The sequence below is a fragment of the Polaromonas hydrogenivorans genome, from assembly GCF_040105105.1.
Classification (GTDB): Bacteria; Pseudomonadota; Gammaproteobacteria; order Burkholderiales; family Burkholderiaceae_C; genus Polaromonas; species Polaromonas hydrogenivorans.
Window position 1 is genome coordinate 2,303,249 of sequence record NZ_CP157675.1, and the last position, 18,374, is coordinate 2,321,622.

General features: G+C 56.1%; 19 protein-coding genes and 1 tRNA gene. 7 read left to right on the plus strand and 13 right to left on the minus strand.

The features are described 5' to 3' along the window. Positions 1 to 4 precede the first annotated feature (4 nt). Complete coding sequence (locus ABLV49_RS11060; RefSeq protein ID WP_349276464.1) at positions 5 to 829, plus strand: outer membrane protein assembly factor BamD; 825 nt, start codon at positions 5 to 7, stop codon at positions 827 to 829. Here the strand turns inward: ABLV49_RS11060 and ABLV49_RS11065 are convergent. Together ABLV49_RS11065 and ABLV49_RS11070 are read right to left on the minus strand one after the other, a co-directional pair. After that, the gene (locus tag ABLV49_RS11065; RefSeq protein WP_349276465.1) at positions 792 to 2,798 is read right to left on the minus strand and encodes an ATP-dependent DNA helicase; all 2,007 of its coding nucleotides are present in this window, start codon (positions 2,796 to 2,798) and stop codon (positions 792 to 794) included. The two genes, ABLV49_RS11060 and ABLV49_RS11065, sit on opposite strands and share 38 nt — an antisense overlap. Continuing rightward, entirely contained in the window at positions 2,798 to 3,001 is a 204-nt protein-coding gene (locus tag ABLV49_RS11070; protein ID WP_349276466.1) for a DUF465 domain-containing protein, read from the minus strand. Before ABLV49_RS11070 ends, ABLV49_RS11065 begins: the two co-directional genes overlap by 1 nt. Positions 3,002 to 3,081: 80 nt before the next feature. On the opposite strand from ABLV49_RS11070, the gene ABLV49_RS11075 reads away from it, so the two are divergent. Further along, positions 3,082 to 3,840: a PP2C family protein-serine/threonine phosphatase gene (locus ABLV49_RS11075; protein WP_349276467.1), complete on the plus strand. Its 759-nt coding sequence runs from the start codon at positions 3,082 to 3,084 to the stop codon at positions 3,838 to 3,840. A 9-nt stretch (positions 3,841 to 3,849) separates the two neighbouring features. Here the strand turns inward: ABLV49_RS11075 and ABLV49_RS11080 are convergent, their stop codons facing one another. The 5 genes from ABLV49_RS11080 to ABLV49_RS11100 form a co-directional block, all read right to left on the minus strand. After that, positions 3,850 to 4,497, minus strand: coding sequence for a hypothetical protein (locus tag ABLV49_RS11080; protein WP_349276468.1), 648 nt, complete (start codon positions 4,495 to 4,497; stop codon positions 3,850 to 3,852). Then, positions 4,494 to 5,597, minus strand: a complete 1,104-nt coding sequence (zapE, locus tag ABLV49_RS11085; protein WP_349276469.1) for a cell division protein ZapE — start codon at positions 5,595 to 5,597, stop codon at positions 4,494 to 4,496. Before zapE ends, ABLV49_RS11080 begins: the two co-directional genes overlap by 4 nt. A gap of 19 nt (positions 5,598 to 5,616) precedes the next feature. Continuing rightward, the gene (gene lpdA / locus ABLV49_RS11090) at positions 5,617 to 7,044 is read right to left on the minus strand and encodes a dihydrolipoyl dehydrogenase (RefSeq protein ID WP_349276470.1); all 1,428 of its coding nucleotides are present in this window, start codon (positions 7,042 to 7,044) and stop codon (positions 5,617 to 5,619) included. A gap of 72 nt (positions 7,045 to 7,116) precedes the next feature. Beyond that, complete coding sequence (gene odhB, locus ABLV49_RS11095) at positions 7,117 to 8,379, minus strand: 2-oxoglutarate dehydrogenase complex dihydrolipoyllysine-residue succinyltransferase (protein WP_349276471.1); 1,263 nt, start codon at positions 8,377 to 8,379, stop codon at positions 7,117 to 7,119. A 48-nt stretch (positions 8,380 to 8,427) separates the two neighbouring features. Further along, positions 8,428 to 11,319 (minus strand): 2-oxoglutarate dehydrogenase E1 component, encoded by a 2,892-nt coding sequence (locus ABLV49_RS11100; RefSeq protein ID WP_349276472.1) that lies wholly within the window; start codon positions 11,317 to 11,319, stop codon positions 8,428 to 8,430. Positions 11,320 to 11,608: 289 nt separating this feature from the next. On the opposite strand from ABLV49_RS11100, the gene ABLV49_RS11105 reads away from it, so the two are divergent. The 3 genes from ABLV49_RS11105 to ABLV49_RS11115 all read left to right on the plus strand — a co-directional run bounded on the left by ABLV49_RS11105 (position 11,609) and on the right by ABLV49_RS11115 (position 12,613). After that, entirely contained in the window at positions 11,609 to 11,830 is a 222-nt protein-coding gene (locus tag ABLV49_RS11105) for a hypothetical protein (protein ID WP_349276473.1), read from the plus strand. Positions 11,831 to 11,832: 2 nt separating this feature from the next. Then, positions 11,833 to 12,282: a hypothetical protein gene (locus ABLV49_RS11110; RefSeq protein WP_349276474.1), complete on the plus strand. Its 450-nt coding sequence runs from the start codon at positions 11,833 to 11,835 to the stop codon at positions 12,280 to 12,282. 166 nt (positions 12,283 to 12,448) lie between these two features. Next, the gene (locus ABLV49_RS11115) at positions 12,449 to 12,613 is read left to right on the plus strand and encodes a hypothetical protein (RefSeq protein ID WP_349276475.1); all 165 of its coding nucleotides are present in this window, start codon (positions 12,449 to 12,451) and stop codon (positions 12,611 to 12,613) included. A gap of 34 nt (positions 12,614 to 12,647) precedes the next feature. On the opposite strand, the gene ABLV49_RS11120 is transcribed toward ABLV49_RS11115, so the two are convergent. Beyond that, positions 12,648 to 12,723 (minus strand) — tRNA-Asn (locus tag ABLV49_RS11120). Positions 12,724 to 12,991: 268 nt separating this feature from the next. Here ABLV49_RS11120 and serA point away from each other — a divergent pair. Further along, a complete protein-coding gene (gene serA / locus ABLV49_RS11125; protein WP_349276476.1) occupies positions 12,992 to 14,221 on the plus strand; it encodes a phosphoglycerate dehydrogenase in 1,230 nt (409 codons plus the stop codon). 167 nt (positions 14,222 to 14,388) lie between these two features. Here the strand turns inward: serA and ABLV49_RS11130 are convergent, their stop codons facing one another. From ABLV49_RS11130 to ABLV49_RS11140, 3 genes are all read right to left on the minus strand, one after another. Next, positions 14,389 to 14,994, minus strand: coding sequence for a thioredoxin fold domain-containing protein (locus tag ABLV49_RS11130; RefSeq protein ID WP_349276477.1), 606 nt, complete (start codon positions 14,992 to 14,994; stop codon positions 14,389 to 14,391). A gap of 55 nt (positions 14,995 to 15,049) precedes the next feature. Beyond that, a complete protein-coding gene (locus ABLV49_RS11135; RefSeq protein WP_349276478.1) occupies positions 15,050 to 15,346 on the minus strand; it encodes a hypothetical protein in 297 nt (98 codons plus the stop codon). Positions 15,347 to 15,430: 84 nt separating this feature from the next. Continuing rightward, positions 15,431 to 16,117, minus strand: a complete 687-nt coding sequence (locus ABLV49_RS11140) for a response regulator transcription factor (RefSeq protein ID WP_232290803.1) — start codon at positions 16,115 to 16,117, stop codon at positions 15,431 to 15,433. Positions 16,118 to 16,672: 555 nt separating this feature from the next. On the opposite strand from ABLV49_RS11140, the gene ABLV49_RS11145 reads away from it, so the two are divergent. Continuing rightward, positions 16,673 to 16,972 carry a hypothetical protein gene (locus tag ABLV49_RS11145; RefSeq protein ID WP_011801241.1) on the plus strand — a complete coding sequence of 100 codons (300 nt, stop codon included), beginning with the start codon at positions 16,673 to 16,675 and terminating at the stop codon, positions 16,970 to 16,972. On the opposite strand, the gene ABLV49_RS11150 is transcribed toward ABLV49_RS11145, so the two are convergent. Together ABLV49_RS11150 and ABLV49_RS11155 are read right to left on the minus strand one after the other, a co-directional pair. Further along, a complete protein-coding gene (locus ABLV49_RS11150; RefSeq protein ID WP_349276479.1) occupies positions 16,973 to 17,422 on the minus strand; it encodes a GNAT family N-acetyltransferase in 450 nt (149 codons plus the stop codon). Beyond that, positions 17,419 to 18,366 carry a glutathione S-transferase family protein gene (locus tag ABLV49_RS11155; RefSeq protein ID WP_349276480.1) on the minus strand — a complete coding sequence of 316 codons (948 nt, stop codon included), beginning with the start codon at positions 18,364 to 18,366 and terminating at the stop codon, positions 17,419 to 17,421. The genes ABLV49_RS11150 and ABLV49_RS11155 overlap by 4 nt, the downstream gene beginning before the upstream one ends. Positions 18,367 to 18,374 lie beyond the last annotated feature (8 nt).

Here is an 18,374-nt window from a genome sequence, read left to right on the forward strand (position 1 = left end):
TGCTATGTTTTCCACCAAATTATCGGTTGTTCCGAAAGCATCGCCGCTTGTAGCCGCCGTTTGCGCATTGGTCGTTGTTGTGTCCGGCTGCTCAAGCACTCCGGCGCCCGACAAGACTGCAACATGGAGTCCGAACAAAATTTACGCCGAAGCCAAGGATGAAGCGGGCTCCGGCGCCTATGACAAGGCGATTCCTCTTTACGAAAAGCTCGAAGGCCGCGCAGCCGGAACGCCTCTGGCGCAGCAAGCGCAACTCGACAAGGCGTATGCCCAGTATAAAGGGGGCGAACAGGCCCAGGCGCTTGCGACGCTGAACAGGTTCATGAAACTTCACCCGGCCAGCCCGGCCATGGACTATGCCCTTTACCTGAAAGGGCTGGTGAATTTCAATGACAACCTGGGAGTTTTTGGGTTCATCTCGCGTCAAGACCTGTCCGAGCGTGACCAGAATGCGGCGAAAGAATCCTTTGAATCATTCAAGGAACTGGTGGCGCGGTTTCCTGATTCGCGCTATACGCCTGATTCGCGCTTGCGCATGAACTACATTGTCAATTCACTGGCACAGTCCGAAGTTCATGTCGCCCGCTATTACTATTCGCGCGGGGCTTACGTGGCGGCCATCAACCGTGCGCAAAGTGCCATTGCCGACTATCGTGACGTTCCAGCACTTGAAGAAGCCACCTTCATTCTCTACAAATCTTATGATGCCCTCGGCATGACCGAGTTGCGTGATGACATGCGCCGCATCATGAACAAGAGCTATCCGCAAAGCCAGTACATGAGCAAAGGCTTCAGGAGTGCGGACAATCCGTGGTACAAGTTCTGGTAAGACTACCCAGCCTGGCCATCAAGGCCTGCTCCGATTCGAGTCTTTGCATGGGCGGCAATGCCTTGAGCAGCCGCCGTCCATAACCCATGGAAACCAGGCGGCTGTCACAAACCACCAGAACGCCTTGATCGGTTTCCCTGCGGATCAGACGGCCAGCACCCTGTCTAAGTGCTACCGCGGCTTCTGGCAGGAAGTAATTGGTAAAGGGACTGCGTCCTTGCGATTCCAGCAGCTTTGCCCTGGCTTCAGCCAGAGGATCGTTGGGTGGAGGAAAGGGCAGCTTGTCAATAATCACCAGTTGCAGCGCATCGCCCGGAACGTCAATACCCTCCCAAAACGATGCCGATGCAACCAGAACGCAGCCTTTTCCACCCAGCGAATCCCCTTCGCGGAAACGTTCAATCAGGGCGCGTTTGGGCATGCCACCCTGCACCAAAACCAGCAAGTCTCCTGACTGATCAAAAGCCGCCTGCAGTGCTTCGCCAATCGCCCGCAAAGCACGCAAGGTGGTTGTCAGTACCATGGTCCGTCCACCCAGCTGACGCGACCAGACCGCCGCGCATTCGGCTACCTTTGTGCTATGGAGCGGGTCGCCCGGTTTGGGAAAGCTGGGCGGCACATACAGAGCCGCCTGGCGTTCATAGTCAAAAGGACTTCCAACCCGCAGCACATCAGCCTCTTCAAGACCACAGGGCTGGGTAAACCAGCTGAGTTTTTCATCATCGCCCAGCGTGGCAGACGTGAAAATCCAGGTTTTTTCGCCCTCACCTGAAGCACCCAGCATTTTGCTTTTTACCGCCCCTGAAATATCCAGCGGCGACTCAACCAGACGCAACTGCATCCCCACGTCAACCCAACGTACACAGCCGGGTTCGCAGACATTGACGAAGGTCTCCACTCGCTCTGCCAGTTGAGCAGCGCGCTCATGAAGTCGAACAAAATCAGGCGCAATTTCGCTGACCGTGTCAAGCGCTGCGCAAGCCTGCAAACAAGATGCATGGACAGCCCCCATGGCGTGTTGCCAATCATTGGCAGGCAGGCCTTCTGGAACCTTGCCAGTCCAGCGCAGCTTGGTTCCAGGATAGTGTCTGCCAGCGCAAAGACGCAATTCACGCGCCGCTCTTTCCGTGACACCAACGATTTCCTGCCAGTCAACCAATCCACGGGCCAGTTGCAGACCGGCTGTCAGCATGTCACGAGAAAAATCCAACAACTGGCCGGTCGTCAGGTTGTTGCCCAGAAACTGCACGCCGGTTTCGTTCAATTGATGTGCTTCATCAAAAATGGCAATCCGCACCGAAGGCAGCAACTCGGCCACGCCGGATTGGCGAACGGCCAGATCGGCAAAAAAAAGATGATGGTTTATTACAACCACATCGGCGGCCATCGCCTCTCGGCGGGCCAGGTTGACGTGGCAAGCTCGAAACCGCAGACATTGCGAGCCCAGGCAATTGTCTCTTGTCGAGGTCACCATGGAAATCATGGGAGAACGCTCATCAAGGCCAGGAAGTTCGGCAAGATCACCTGTTCGCGTCACTTGCGACCATTGCTCAACTCTTGCCAGTGAACGTACTGACACGCCTTCTGGCAGACAAGTTTCCTGTCGTGCCATTTCCATGCGATGCAGACATAGATAACTGCCACGGCCTTTGAGCAGGGCCATTCGCACCGGCAACTCAAGCGCTTCAACCAAGCGAGGCAAATCGCGACCGAAAAGCTGGTCCTGCAATGCCTTGGTTGCGGTAGACAGCAGGATGCGCTCGCCGCTCAACAGGGCGGGAACCAGATAGGAAAAGGTTTTACCCACGCCAGTACTGGCTTCCACGACCAGAGAACGCCCGCCTTCAATGGCATGTGTCACCGCCAGTGCCATCTCTTTCTGGCCGCTGCGTGGAACAAAGTGTTCCGTAGCCCGCGAAAGAATACCTCCGGGAGAAAAAGCCTCGTCAACTTCAAACGCAAGATTCATCAGGCAGGCTCAGGAGGGGTCAAGGACGATTCGAGACGTGATATCCGGTCCCGAAGCTGGAGGCGGCGTTTTTTTAACCGCTTGAGCAGCAACTCGTCGATGTTCGGCGCATCTACAGCCTTGTCAACGAGGGCATTGAGGTCTGCATGTTCGATTTTGAGCTCTATCAGCAGACGCTGCGAGGAATGATGATTTAAGATCAAAAGATTTTTCCGTATAGGCTGCCGTGATAATACGTTGGTTACTCCCGTAAATTGCGCTTGCGAAGCTTGACAGACCCACAATGACCAAAAGTTACCGAATCACAGCTTCTACAGGTATCCACAAAGGCGACCGTGACTATCAGCAAGACCAGGTCAACCTGTTAAGCCACCACCGCATTCCAGGATGTATTCTCGGTATTGTTGCGGATGGCATGGGTGGCCGTAGCGGTGGACGCAAGGCCTCTGATCAGGTCATGCTGACGGCCAAGCAACTTTTTGATCGCTATGCACCCGATACTGACGACGCGCCTTCCATGCTCAAGCAAATTGTCGAAGAAGCCCATATCGTCATCAAACTGACGGCTATTTCTTCTGAACAGGAACCCCACAGCACATTGGCGGCATTCTTGATCAACCCTAGCGGTGAATGCTACTGGGTGCATACCGGTGACTCGCGGATTTACCATTATCAAGGCAGCAAACTGGTTTACAGAACGGTGGATCATTCCTATGTCCAAACGCTGGTTGACAAGGGCGAGATCAGTGAGGACGAAGCCAATAGCCATCCTCAGTCAAATATTCTCATGGGATGCCTAGGCGCAGAAGAAGCGCCTCCCATTGCACAGCACTACATCCCGAAATTGCAACCCAACGACGTGTTGATGGCCTGCAGCGATGGCGTGTGGCATTACTTCAGTGCCAGTGAAATGGGGTCTGCCCTGTCAATGCTGTCACCGCGTGAAGCGACTGAATTCCTCATCCAGAAAGCCTGCAAGCGTGCGCGAGGGGTTGGGGACAATCTGTCGCTCGTCATTGTCAAGCTTGAATCGCTGGACTAAAACTCGTCGTTACTGAGGCAAGGGCAAAGGCTTTGCCGGAGGCTTGACGCGCTTTAGCTGATCGGCTTCGTGTTGGGCTCGGCGTTCCTGAGCTTCTGCCTTGCGTGCATCAAACTCTTTTGCTTTTTCAACAGTGCCAGCCTGCTGTTCGCTGCGCGCCTGAATTTTTTTCTGGTGAGCCTGAAGCTTTGCAGTATTAGCCTCACGGGCAGCCGCTTCATTGGAGGCGGCGACGCCTCGCTCCTGCTGTTTGCCCTTTTCACGCTCCAGACGGCTCTGATAGTCTTCAGCTGCTTTGGTACGACGGTCGGCCTCCTCCTGCAGCTTTTCAGGTGATGACTTTTCTTCGGTTTTACGAATCTGCTGAGCACCCTTTATTTTTCGCTCCTCATCGTTGAGCAAAATCTCTTGGCGCCTCAAGTCCGCCATGGCCTCACGTCGCCGAATATTGACTTTTTCCAGGCAACTATTGACAGCAAATTTTTTGTAGCAAGCAGCATCTTCTGTCAAGAAACCAACCTCCAGCCTGCTGCGCTCGGCAGAGATTGCGGCACGCTGTGCGTCAATGTTGCCAACCTGTCCATTCAAGGCACTGGTTTGCGCACCGGCAAAACCGCATGACCAGAGCAACAAAAATGTGAAAGCGAAGGGTTTCATGTCAGGGTGGTATCCACCGTTCTGTGCTCCAGAGCCAGGAACTCCATGGACTGCATTTCGTTGAGTCGCGAGACCGTACGTGGAAACTCATGCACCAAAGGGCCTTCGGTGTACAACGCTTCCGGCGGCACTGCAGCAGACATGATCAGTTTGACCCGCCGATCATACAAAACATCCACCAGCCATGTAAAACGCCTTGCTTCGGAAGCCATCCGGACAGGCATATAAGGAACATCGCTGAGCAGCAGCGTATGAAACTGGGTTGCAATTTCCAGATAATCATTTTGGGAGCGCGGCCCCCCGCACAAGGCTTTAAAGTCAAACCACACCACACCGCCCGCTTTGCGTCTGGCCTGGATTTGCCTGGATTCAATTTGCAGCACTGGATTTTCATCGTGTGATGCAGCCAGGCGGTCGAAAGTTTCCGTCATTTCCGCATCTGCCTGCGGGCCTAGCGGTGAATGGTAAAGCCTGGCTTGCTCCAGGGTGCGCCTGCGGTAGTCCGTTCCGTTGTCAACATTGATGACCTGCATATGCGTCTTCAGCAACTCAATAGCGGGAAGGATACGGTCGCGATGAAGGCCGTTGGGATAAAGCTGGTCAGGATGAAAGTTGGATGTAGTGACAAATCCAACGCCGTTGTCAAACAAGGCGACCAGCATGCGATGAAGAATCATGGCATCGGTAATGTCCGCCACATGAAACTCGTCAAAGCAGATCAGCCGGAAGCGCTTGGCAATACGCTTGCCCAACTCATCGAGTGGATTGGCCGTGCCCTGCAGGTCCAGCAATTCCCGATGCACTTCACGCATGAATTCATGAAAGTGCAGCCGGACTTTCCGTTTGAGCGGCACGGCATTGAAAAAGCAGTCCATTAAAAAGCTTTTCCCCCGCCCCACCCCACCGTGCATATACACGCCACGGGGAATGGGGGGCCGGTTGATCAGCTTTTTGAAGGCATTCGACCGCTGGCCTTTGTACGCGGCCCATTCCGTGGCGCAGCGCTCCAGCGCGTCAATCGCACGCAACTGCGCCGGGTCACTTGCGTAGCCCCGTGCAGCAAGTTCAGCCTCGTAGGCTGAGCGTACAGGATTTACCACTGAATCTGAAATCTGAAAATCAGAAGTTCAGCGTCCGCTTGTCCACCGCCAGAGCGGCTTCCTTGGTGGCCTCGCTGAGCGATGGATGGGCATGGCAAATCCGGGCGATGTCTTCGCTGCTGGCGCGAAATTCCATCGCCACAACGCACTCAGAAATCAACTCGCTGGCCATGGGTCCGACGATATGGACACCGAGGATTTCATCGCTTGCGGCATCTGCCAGCATTTTGACCATGCCGGTCGTGTCGCCCAGCGCCCGCGCCCGGCCGTTGGCCATGAAGGGGAAGGTGCCGGCCTTGTAAGCACGCCCTTCAGCTTTCAGCTGTTCTTCGGTCTGGCCCACCCATGCAATTTCGGGGCTGGTGTAAATGACCCAGGGAATGGTGTTGAAGTTGACATGGCCATGCTGGCCGGCGATGCGCTCAGCCACTGCGACACCTTCTTCTTCTGCCTTGTGCGCCAGCATCGGGCCACGCACCACGTCACCCACTGCCCACACATTGGGCAAGTTGGTTTTGCAGTCGCCATCGACCACAATCGCGCCACGCTCGTCCAAACTCAAGCCCACGGCTTCCGGGTTCAGTCCGATGGTGTTGGCTGTGCGGCCGATGGAAATGATGAGCTTGTCAACTTCCAGCGTCTGCGCTTCACCCTTGGCATTGGCATAAGCGATTGACACGCCCGTCTTGCCATTCTTGATCTCGCCGACCTGGACGCCCAGTTCGATTTTCAAGCCTTGTTTGGTGAATGCCTTGTGCGCCTCTTTGGCGATCTGCTGATCAACCGCACCCAAAAAGGTGGGCAGTCCTTCGAGAATCGTCACCTCGGCACCCAGGCGCCGCCAGACCGAACCCATTTCCAGGCCAATCACGCCCGAGCCGATGACACCCAGCTTTTGGGGAACAGCACCGATGCGCAGAGCACCGTCATTGGACAAAATATTGACTTCATCGAAAGGCGTGCCGGGCAAAGCCCTGGCATTCGAGCCGGTAGCCACAATGATGTGCTTGCCAGAGATGGTTTCCTCAGCAGCGCCTGCGACCTTGATGTCGTAGGCACCATCCTTGGCAGCAGCAAACGAGCCACGGCCATGGAAAAAAGCCACTTTGTTCTTTTTGAACAGGTAAATGATGCCGTCGTTGTTTTGCTTGACGACCGTATCCTTGCGGCCGACCATCTTCGCGACATCAAGTCCCAAGCCTTTGACCTCAATACCATGATCGGCAAAGTGGTGGCCCGCATGCTCGTAATATTCCGAGGATTGCAACAGGGCTTTGGAGGGAATGCAGCCAATGTTGGTGCAAGTTCCGCCAAGGGCAGGACCGCCTTTGGCATTCTTCCATTCGTCAATACAGGCAACATTAAAACCCAACTGGGCGGCACGAATAGCCGCAATATAGCCGCCGGGACCGCCGCCGATGACGATCACGTCAAATTGTTTGGACATGTTCTTTTCCAGTAAATAGGAGGCGGGGGCGAACAGCCACATGGCTGCTGCCCTCTTTTGCCCCAACAGGGTTTAAATATCGAACAGCAGGCGGGCTGGATCTTCCAGCGCCTCTTTCATGGCAACCAGACCCAGCACAGCCTCACGGCCGTCGATGATGCGGTGGTCATAGCTCATGGCGAGGTAGTTCATCGGACGAATCACGATCTGGCCATTTTCGACAACTGCACGGTCTTTGGTCGCATGCACGCCCAGAATCGCGGACTGTGGCGGGTTGATGATGGGTGTTGAAAGCATCGAACCGAAGGTTCCGCCATTGGAAATCGAGAACGTGCCGCCAGTCATCTCTTCGATGCCCAGCTTGCCATCCTTGGCCTTCTGGCCAAATTCAGCAATTTTCTTTTCGATATCGGCAAAACTCATCTGATCCGCATTGCGCAGGATCGGCACGACCAGGCCGCGCGGCGAACCGACGGCAATGCCAATGTCGAAGTAGCCGTGATAGACGATGTCGTTGCCGTCCACCGATGCGTTGATCATCGGGAACTTCTTGAGCGCGTGCACCGCGGCTTTGACGAAAAAGCTCATGAAACCGATCTTGACGCCATGCTCCTTGCTGAAGGCATCCTGGAACTTCTTGCGCATATCCATCACCGGGGCCATGTTGACTTCGTTGAAGGTCGTCAAAATGGCATTGGTCGATTGCGACTGCAAGAGACGCTCGGCAATGCGAGCGCGCAGGCGGCTCATGGGAACGCGCTGCTCGGGACGCTCACCCAGGTCAACCGCTTTCACCGGCGATGCCACTTTAGGCAAGGAAGTGGTCGGTGCGCCCGTCGGGATTGTGCTAGCAGCTACTGATTTAGTAGCACCGGCAGCCGTAGCACCCAGAACATCACCCTTGGTGACACGTCCATCCTTGCCGGTTCCGGGAACACTGCCTGCAGCCAGGCTGTTGTCCGCCATCAGCTTGGCAGCGGAAGGCATGGGAACGCCCGCCATGGAGCCGCCCGTTGCAACTGGAGCCGGTGCGGCCACCGACGCTGTTGCCGTAGCTGGCGCAGCAGCGGCAGGCGCCGTTGCACCGGCCTTGCCTTCGGTATCGATTCTTGCAATCACCTGATCCGACACCACCGTGCCGCCATCAGCCACAACCAACTCAATCAGCACACCGGCTGAGGGTGCGGGGACTTCCAGGACAACCTTGTCGGTTTCGATTTCAATCAGGATTTCGTCAATTGCAATTGCGTCGCCAACCTTCTTTTTCCATTGCAGCATGGTGGCTTCGGCCACGGATTCAGACAACTGGGGAACTTTAACTTCTACGATAGCCATTTTGATTCTTTCGAGTGTTTTCTTGTATTTCAGGAAGTAGCTTGACCCTTATTTGGTCAGGATAAAACCCTTCAACTTGGAAAATGCGCCGTCCACCAGCGCCTTTTGCTGCTCCTGATGCAGATGCGAATAACCGACGGCTGGAGAAGCCGACGCTGCGCGTCCCGAATAGCCCAGTTTTTGGCCATCAAGCATGTTCTCGTGGATGTAGTGCTGCACAAAGAACCAGGCTCCCTGGTTTTGCGGCTCATCTTGGCACCACACGATGTCGGCGGCATTGGGGTATTTTTTCAACTCGGCGGCAAAAGCCTTGTGCGGGAAGGGGTAGAGCTGCTCGACACGAAGGATCACGACATCATCAATGCCTTTCTCCTCACGCTTCTTGACCAGGTCGTAATACACCTTGCCGGAACAGGCCACGATCCGCCTGACCTTGTCGGCCTTTTTGATGATCTCTTCCTTGTTCTCGGGAATGACGGTCTGAAAAGCGCCCTTGGTGAACTCGGACAGCGGCGAAGTCGCGTCCTTGTTACGCAGCAGCGACTTCGGCGTCATGATGATCAGCGGCTTGCGCAGGTTGCGTACCATCTGGCGGCGCAGCACATGGAAAATCTGGCTGGCGGTGGTCGGCTGGACCACCTGCATGTTGGCATCGGCCGACAGCTGCATGAAACGCTCCAGGCGTGCCGAACTGTGTTCTGGACCCTGGCCCTCATAGCCGTGCGGCAGCATCAGGGTGATACCGTTGACACGGCCCCATTTGACTTCACCAGACGCAATGAACTGGTCAATCACCACTTGAGCGCCATTGGCAAAATCGCCGAACTGGGCTTCCCAGATCACCATGGTGCTTGGATCGTTGGACGCGTAGCCATACTCAAAGGCCAGCACGGCTTCTTCCGAGAGGATCGAGTCGATGACAACAAACGGAGCCTGATTGTCAGCCACGTTCTGCAGCGGCACGTAAGTGCCCGTATCCCATTTTTCACGGCTCTGGTCATGGATCACGGAATGGCGGTGCGTGAAAGTTCCGCGTCCGCAATCTTCGCCTGACAGGCGCACCGGATAGCCGCTGGCCACCAGGGATGCAAAAGCCATGTGCTCGCCCATGCCCCAGTCCACCGGAATGTCGCCACGTCCCATGGCTGCGCGGTCGTCATACACTTTCTTGACCAGGTTGTGCGGCGTGACGGTTGCAGGAATGGTCGTGATTTTGGTGGCCAGACGTTTCCACTCGGCCATGGGAATGGCGGTGTCGCCTGCATCGGTCCACTTCTTGCCGACGTAGGGGCTCCAGTCCACTGCGTACTTGCTCTTGAAATTGGTCAGGACCGGGTCAAACGTGCTCTTGCCGGCATCCAGTGCGGCGCGCGTGGCCTTGACCATGTCGTCGCCCAGTGTTTCGCCAAAGCCTTGCGCCGTCAGCTTGTCGGCGTAGAGGCGGCGTGTGCCGGGATGCTGCGCAATCTTTTTGTACATCAGCGGCTGGGTCAGCGCTGGGGTGTCCTGCTCGTTGTGGCCTAGTTTGCGAAAGCAGATGATGTCAACCACGACATCTTTCTGGAATTCCATGCGGAACTCAAGCGCCAGCTGGGTGGCCAGCACAACGGCTTCCGGGTCATCGCCGTTGACGTGCAGCACGGGCGCTTCAATCATCTTGACGACGTCGGTGCAATACAGCGTGGAACGGCTGTCGCGCGGATCGCTGGTGGTAAAGCCGATCTGGTTGTTGATCACAAGGTGGACCGTGCCGCCCGTGGAATAACCACGGGTTTCAGCCAGTGCCAGTGTTTCCATGACCACGCCCTGCCCGGCAAACGCAGCATCGCCATGCACCAGCACGGGCAACACCTGCAGGCCTTTGGGGTCGGCACGGCGGTCCATGCGGGCACGAACAGAGCCCTCGACCACCGGGTTCACAATTTCAAGGTGCGACGGATTGAACGCCAGCGACAGGTGAACCGGACCGCCGGGAGTTGTCACGTCGGAGCTGAAACCCTGGTGGTATTTCACGTCGCCGCTTGGCAAGTCTTCAGGCGCTGTATGGTCGAACTCGGCAAACAGGTTGGCAGGCACTTTGCCCAGGGAGTTGACCAGTACATTCAGGCGGCCCCGGTGCGCCATGCCAATCACGATTTCCTGCACGCCGATTTCGCCGCCGCGCTGGATCAGCTCGTCCATGCTGGCAATGAAGCTTTCGCCGCCTTCGAGCGAGAAACGCTTTTGCCCCACGTACTTGGTGTGCAAAAAGCGCTCAAGACCTTCGGCCGCCGAGAGACGGTCCAGAAGATGAAGCTTCTTTTCCTTGGATAGATTGGGTTTGCTGCGAATGCTTTCGAGCTTTTGCTGCCACCAGCGCTTCTGGTTCTGGTCGGTGGCGTACATGTATTCGGCGCCTATCGTGCCGCAATAAGTTTCGCGCAGCGCATTGAGCAGCTCGCGCAGGCTCATGGTTTCCTTGCCGAAGAAAGTGTTGCTGGTGTTGAACACGATCTCCTGGTCGGCATCGGTGAAACCGTAAAAAGACGGATCCAGTTCAGGAATATTGTCCCGTTCGGCGCGCTTGAGCGGATCAAGATCGGCCCAGCGTGCGCCGACGTTGCGATAAGCGGCGATCAGTTGCTGGACGGATGTGCGCTTGCGGCCCATTTCAGAGTCCGCGCCGCTGGCGACCACGACTTTGGTTTGACCCTGCTTGGCACGCTCGGCAAAGGCATTGACGACGGGCAAATGCGGAACGTCTTTGGCATTGCTGCCGTCCGTTGCTGCGACATGCTGGAGTGCGTCGAAATACTCACGCCAGCTGTCGGTGACGCTGCCGGGATTGGCGAGGTAATTTTCATACATCTCTTCGACATAGGGCGCATTGCCGCCGAAAAGATAGGTATTGCCTTGGTAGGCTGTATAGACAGACGCAGGTGACTGCGAGTTTGAACTCATATCCGCTGACCTCCGTTTCCCTTTGGGAAACATTAGCTGGTTAAAGCTGGTTAATTAACCTTCCGCAACACGGCTGAACCGATTAGCGGATGCGACTGTGGCAAGGAAGGACCTTCAGAAACAACTGGGATTGTGCCACTTTACTGTTGAAACAGAAAGCCCCCTGCTATCTTTTTGAATAGCGACACCTCAAATTCCCATGTGTTTGTGTGGCGGGCATGATTGAAGACAGCCATTCGTCAGATACGCGCCAAGCGCGAAAATTTGTCAGCATAAAGTTGACTTCCCCATGCTATTGCATCCGGCGCGAGCCGTTCGCGCCGCTGGATTCACGCCACTGGCGGTGCTGTCACGCATCTTGCTTGGGCAAGGCTGCATGACCCTGAAGTCCTACAAGCGCTACAAGTTCTACATGACGCCCGGCATCCACATGCCCGCCGGCGACGCTTATTTGGCAGCCTGGCGGACTTTTAACCTCAAAACGACATCTACCGTTGCCCCAAGGAATTGAACATGACTACACACGACATTCTGGCCCACAACCGCGTGATCCTCACGCATTTCGACAGTTACAGCACGGCACTGGTGTTCCCGCGCTGGGGCAAGACACTGCTCTGGCCCGAAGCCCTGCCCACCTCCGCGTCCCCGATGCCGGCGCCGGTCGATATCAGCCCTGAATATGCGGGCGATGCCGTCAAGCAAGCCGTGGTCAAGCGCTGCGGCCTGAACCCTGATGAACTGGTGCATGTCAACGAGTTCAACCATTGGGCACAAACGGAAACCGGCCCGGTACGCATCCACCTGCTGCGCTTCACCACCCTGGATGCGCCAAAAGCCGCTATCGAAGCGTTCGGCGGCGTATTCAAGCCGATCAGCGAATTGCGGGGAAGTGCGATGAGCGAGCTGGTCTTGCTGCGGGAAGTGTTCAACCTCATCATTGGCGCAGGCGGCGGGAGAGCCTGACTCGGGGGCAGCGCCCGCTGCAGGTTGTATTCACTTCTTGCGCGCCGAGTGCTGCACGCCGGGGCGCAGGGCCAGCGCCAGGCAGCAGCCCAGGCGGCCCAGGTACACCGCCAGCGAGCAGTACTGAATAGGTGTGCCCGACCAGCTCAAACACGCGCCTGGCCTGATGGTCAACCCGTGCATGCAGCTCAGCGGCATCATGCGCAACCCCGAGACCAAGCGCCAGCGCTACGTCACCCACGACGAATACCGCGCGGCGTATGTCGTGGCCACGCGCGCCGAGCGGCTGCTGATTCAGCGTCTAAAAGTAGAAAAGCCTGCTATTGTTTAAATAGCAGGCTTTGCATTGCCCATAAGGCTTAATCTGGCTCCTCAACCTGGGCTCGAACCAGGGACCTACGGATTAACAGTCCGGCGCTCTACCAACTGAGCTATTGAGGAATCTAGCCTCAAATTATAGCGTCAATTTTCAAGCTTTTGACACAAGCACTTCTTTATGAAGGTTTTTCCTCCGATCCCATGAACTCTTGAATGGCGGAAGTTGTCAAAGGACACCTCTCATTCTTCCGAATAAGGCCTGTGGCATTCGCTCTTTCCGGCTTCAACAAGCAAACCGACAGTCAATCAGGGTCAAGCGCATGCAACCCGCCCGGAGATTGCCCGTTCATCCATACTGGCGCCCGAACCCATTACTGACCTGGAAAACTTCATGACCAAAACATCAACAGACAAAAACAAAATCAGATTCCTCCTCCTGGAAGGCATTCATCCTTCGGCCATTGATGTGCTCAAGACCGCTGGCTATACCCAGATTGAAAGCTTGGCAGGCGCTTTGCCTGACGACGAACTCAAGCGCAAGATTGCAGACGTGCATTTTGTCGGCATCCGCTCGCGTACCCAACTCACCGCCGAAGTGTTTGCCCACGCCTCAAAGCTTGCCGCTGTCGGCTGCTTTTGCATTGGCACCAACCAGGTGGACCTGCAAGCGGCACGCGAGCGCGGCATTGCCGTGTTCAACGCGCCGTTTTCCAATACCCGTTCCGTTGCTGAACTGGTATTGGCCGAGGCGATTCTGCTGCTGCGCGGCATCCCCGAGAAAAGCGCCGTGGCGCATCGGGGCGGCTGGCTTAAGTCGGCCGAAAACGCTTATGAGATTCGCGGCAAGACACTGGGCATCATTGGTTACGGCTCCATCGGAACCCAGCTCTCGGTGCTGGCCGAGGGACTGGGCATGCGCGTGGTGTTTTTTGATGTGGTTACCAAGCTTCCCCTGGGCAATGCGCAGCAGGTCGCCAGCCTGAAGGATTTGCTGGCGCAGTCTGACGTGGTCACCTTGCATGTCCCCGAAACCCAAAGCACCCAATGGATGATTGGCGCCGCAGAAATTGCGTCAATGAAGTCGGGCAGCGTGCTGATCAATGCCTCGCGCGGCACGGTGGTCGAGATTGAGCCGCTGGCCGAAGCCCTGCGCCAGAAAAAATTACTGGGTGCGGCGATTGATGTGTTCCCCGTTGAACCGCGAAGCAACAAGGAGATGTTCGAGTCGCCCCTGCGCGGCCTGGACAATGTGATTTTGACGCCGCATGTTGGCGGCTCGACAATGGAGGCGCAGGCGAACATTGGCATCGAGGTCGCTGAAAAACTGGTCAAGTACAGCGACAACGGCACCTCGACGTCTTCCGTCAACTTTCCTGAAGTGGCCTTGCCGGCCCATCCGGGCAAACACCGCCTGCTGCATATTCACCGCAACGTGCCAGGTGTGCTGTCGGAAATCAACCGGGTGTTTTCCGACAACCACATCAACATTGCCTCGCAGTACCTGCAGACCAATGAGGCCATTGGTTATGTGGTGATCGACATTGATGCGGCGCATTCCGACATGGCCCTTGCCAAGCTGGCGAATGTTCCAGGCACCATTCGCAGCCGCGTTCTTTTTTAAGCGCAGCTTGGAGAAACGGCAGAAGTACGCTACCAATTAAATAGCAAACTATGTCCACTGGTATTGCGCAAAAGGCTATTTTTATCAAAAATAGTCAGCACAATACCGTTCGAATATCAGAAAAAATTCGTGTGCAGCCCTGAAACCTGGCTCGAATCCAGCCTGGGTTAATTTGCAGGCGCTTGCAATCCCAGCAATTTCGCAAGCGCTGCTGTGGGCATGGCGCCTTCCTGCGTTACCAAAGCTCCAGTTTGGGCGTTCGTTCCAATAATCACAGGAATGGAAGCAAATCCAAAGCTGGTCATCAATTCGGTGTTCTTTGCAATGGATGCTTTGTTCGCATCAATGTTTGCTGCTGCGCTGATGCCGCCCTGCCCGGCCTGCAAGGAGGCTTCGTGCTTGTCCATCTCGGCCACCGGATCTGCTGCGGCCAGAATGGTGGCGCCCTGGGATGTGCTGGATGCATTGAGGATGCCTACCGGAATCCAGACGAATTTCGCCTGTGCCCTCAGCGGTTTGGCCGCCTCCCAGAGCACGCCGCAATGAGGGCACTGGGCATCAAAGAAAACATACACCGTGCGCGCGCTCATCTGTGAGCCAGCCGTGAAGCCGATGGCTTGCGCAGCCAGTGCAGCCATTGAAACCGGCCCGGAAGCGGTTTTTGCAGATTTTTCGGTGGCGCCAGTGCCTGGAGCATCGTTGCAGCCGGTCAACAACACACTGGTGACAACCAATGCCGAGGAAAATAATTTGAATAAAAAATGAGTCGGCATGGCAGTCGTCAATCAGGGAATTGAAAAAATGGAGCTACTTTAGTAGGCTTGTAGCCTATCGGGACAACGCTTCAGCCAATTCACGAGTCAGCATGAAAAATTCTGGCGAACGAAGCACCGACACATGGGTCGCGCCGACAGCGTAAGTCAGGCGCGTTCTCACGCCCTGGGCATGCAGGCCACCAACCTGCTCGATGCCGATGCCATCAAGGCATTGGATGTCTGAAACCGCAGCGTGCGCCAATGGCAGCAAGCAGACCGACAATGCAAAAATACGAGCGCCTTGAACGCAATGACAAGCTGTTGCCATGCTGGCGAACTGGATAATTTGAAACAGGTCGCGCAAGAACATCAACCCAAAGGCGACAAGTTTGACACCAACCTTAAACAACCCCGGACAACCCGCTTCAGGCCTTGAGCCCCACGCTCAAGCTGTTTAGAAAAGCCCTCGGCTGGCCGCAAAACTTACCGCTTGCGCACGCGTGCGAACATTGAGCTTGCGGTAGATGTTCTTGATGTGCGTGTTGACGGTTTGACCGCTGATGATCAGCCGTGAGCCGATTTCCGTGCTGGTGTAGCCTGAAGCCACCAGCTTGAGGACTTGCTTTTCGCGCTCCGACAGCTTTTCCTTGTTTTTGTTCTCCTGCAGGGTTTGAACATTGTTTTGAGGTTGCTCGAATTTGTTGAGCAGCCGGCGCGCAAGGTTGGGCGTGATGGATGCTCCGCCATTGACCACCTGCAAAACAGCTTGTGGAAAGTTGCCAAACCAGGAGTTTTTCACCAGGTAGCCCGTGGCGCCGAGTTCAAACGCATGCAAGGCATGCTGCTCGTCTTCCATGGCCGAGATGACGATGGCCTCAGCCATGGGCCGCACGGTTTTCATGTATTCGATCAGGGCAAAACCCGTGCCGTCGCCCAGATTCAGGTCAACCAGCATCACATCGAACTCGTTCTGGCTGATCAGGCGACGGCCTTCCCGCACACTGCCGCCCTGCCCCAGCAGGTTGATCCGCAAATCGGCCAGCAATTCATGGGCAATGACACGGCTCATGTGCGGATCATCGTCAATCAGCAACACACGAACGGGTTGTTCCGCCTGACCCGTGAGAAATCCAGGCCACATGGAAGGCAGGCTACTGTGAGGCGCCAAGTGGTAGCTCGTTGACACAGAATTATTCTTGATCAAAAAGTCCGAGGCGGCTTGTGACTCGTTACGAATTTCCATGATTTGTCCCTTACCTTTTGTTTCCATCAGACCACAGAGCGTGAGACATGTCTATGACAGCTTACTGACTGTCGGGTGCTGTCTGCTTGGAAAAATTGTTACTTATTAAGTTCTTACGCTTACACCATGAGCCGTATTGATACGCAAAACCCGGAAAAAATCTACTAGCCAATTGCTCTAATTACTTGAAGTTACTAAATTTTCAATGCAATACTAACTTTTTTCAAAACTCGTAATTCGTTAAAAAATACACAAAAATCTCAATAATTTTCTTTTTTACCTCGCACAGATGAGATTGACGCCTCATCTACAACGGTTGCCGGCATGTAACCATTTAAAGTGATTGGTAAAAAGTTCGTCTTTGACAACAATGAACGCTAGCGAAAGCAACGGCATGTCGCATTAAATTAAAAAATGGAATCACCCATTCAAACCCCTGGAGGAGATGTTGCAATGTTCCCTTTTACCGTTGAACGCCGCGCCAACTGGAGCAACCGAGACTACCGCGATTATTGCGATTACAGGGTTCGCCTGAAGCGTCGCCTGCGACTGCGGTTCTCAATCGGCCTGACGCTGCTGGTTTGCCTGTTCCTGACCCTGGGTCTTGGCACCTTTAGCACACAGGTCAAGGCACAGTCGGAGCAGTTGATAGAGGCGATAAAAACTGCGGTCGTGCTTTCCGCGCCGGGTGGCTTGCAGGGATCGAATGACTTGGCAGCCAAGGCGATGCAACAAGATCGCAGGGCCAAATAATTAAACACGCAGCATTTCCAGATGGGCAATCCCGTCTTCCAGGTAGGGCCGGCCGGTGTTTTCAAAGCCATGCTGGCCGTAAAAACTTTCCAGCCGGGCCTGCGCGCCAATCCTGATGGCTTGTGCGCCCCATTGCCGTGACAGGCAGGCAATGGCTTGTTCCACCAGCGCATGGCCCGCGCCGCTGCCGCGCACGGAAGGGGCGGTGACAATCCGGCCGATGCTGGCTTCGGGAAACTTGACGCCGGCGGCAAAGCAGCGTGCATAGGCCACCAGGGCGCCTTGCGTGCTGCCCAGCACATGCAGGGCCTGCGCGTCCGCGCCGTCCATGTCCTGAAAGAGACAAGCCTGCTCGACCACGAAAACCTCGCTGCGCAGCCGCAGCACGGCATAAAGCTGGGCGGCGGTCAATTCATCAAAGGCCATGAAACGCCATTCGATGCCGCTCATGCCGCCTCGCCGGGTTTGAGCGAATAGCCGATGCGCGGGAAATGCACATGCACCAGGCCGGCGCGCTCGTCGGTGCGGCGCAGCGTGTAGTGCATGCGGGTGGCGGCCACCAGTTCGCCCCGGGTAGGCTCCAGGCCAAAGCTTTCGGCACTGATCACGACCTGGCTACCCAGCGCAATGCCATGCTCGTCCTGAAAAATATCGTCATGCAAGGGCGCAGGCGTCGAAGCGGCGGCGACCTGAATGGCTTTCTGGGCGCTGGACTTTTCCATCGCGCCGTGACCGATGGCGGCCATGCGGTCCATCCAGTCCAGCACCGCCGGCGTGGCGTCCAGCAGGCCGGCCAGCACCGAGGTGCGTACCCGCGTGAACCACAGCGGGTGGTACACCGCAAAGTCGGTGATGCACGGCATGTCGCCCAGGATGAAGGGCCGGTCGTCGAGCATGTCCGACAGGCGGCGCAAATAGGACCGGTAGGCTGCCGTGGCATCCTGCGGGCGCTGGCGCGCCATGCCGGCGCTCATGGCCTTGCGGTCTTGCACAAACGCCTGGGCAGCCTCGGGCGGCGCATGCTCGAACAGCTGGGACAGGCCGCGGGGCTGCAGGTTGTAGGCCATGGAGGTCTGAAACAGCGTGGTGTCGGCCCATTGCGCCAGAATGCGCGCCATGCCCTTGCTGGGTTCGGGATAGAGCATGGGCAGCGGCTGGATATGCTCCAGCACATCGGCAATCAGCGCCGTGTCGCAATAGATGTCGGCGCCGATCTGCAGCACCGGCGTCTTGCGGTAGCCCCCCGTGAGAGCAATAAGGTCCGGCTTGGGATGGACCATCGGGATGACCACTGACTTCCAGGGAATATTCTTATAGCCCAGCATCAGCCGGATTTTTTCGGAAAAAGGCGAGGACGGGTAATGGTGAAAAATCAGGGTCGGAGGCGTGGTCATGAAAGGCT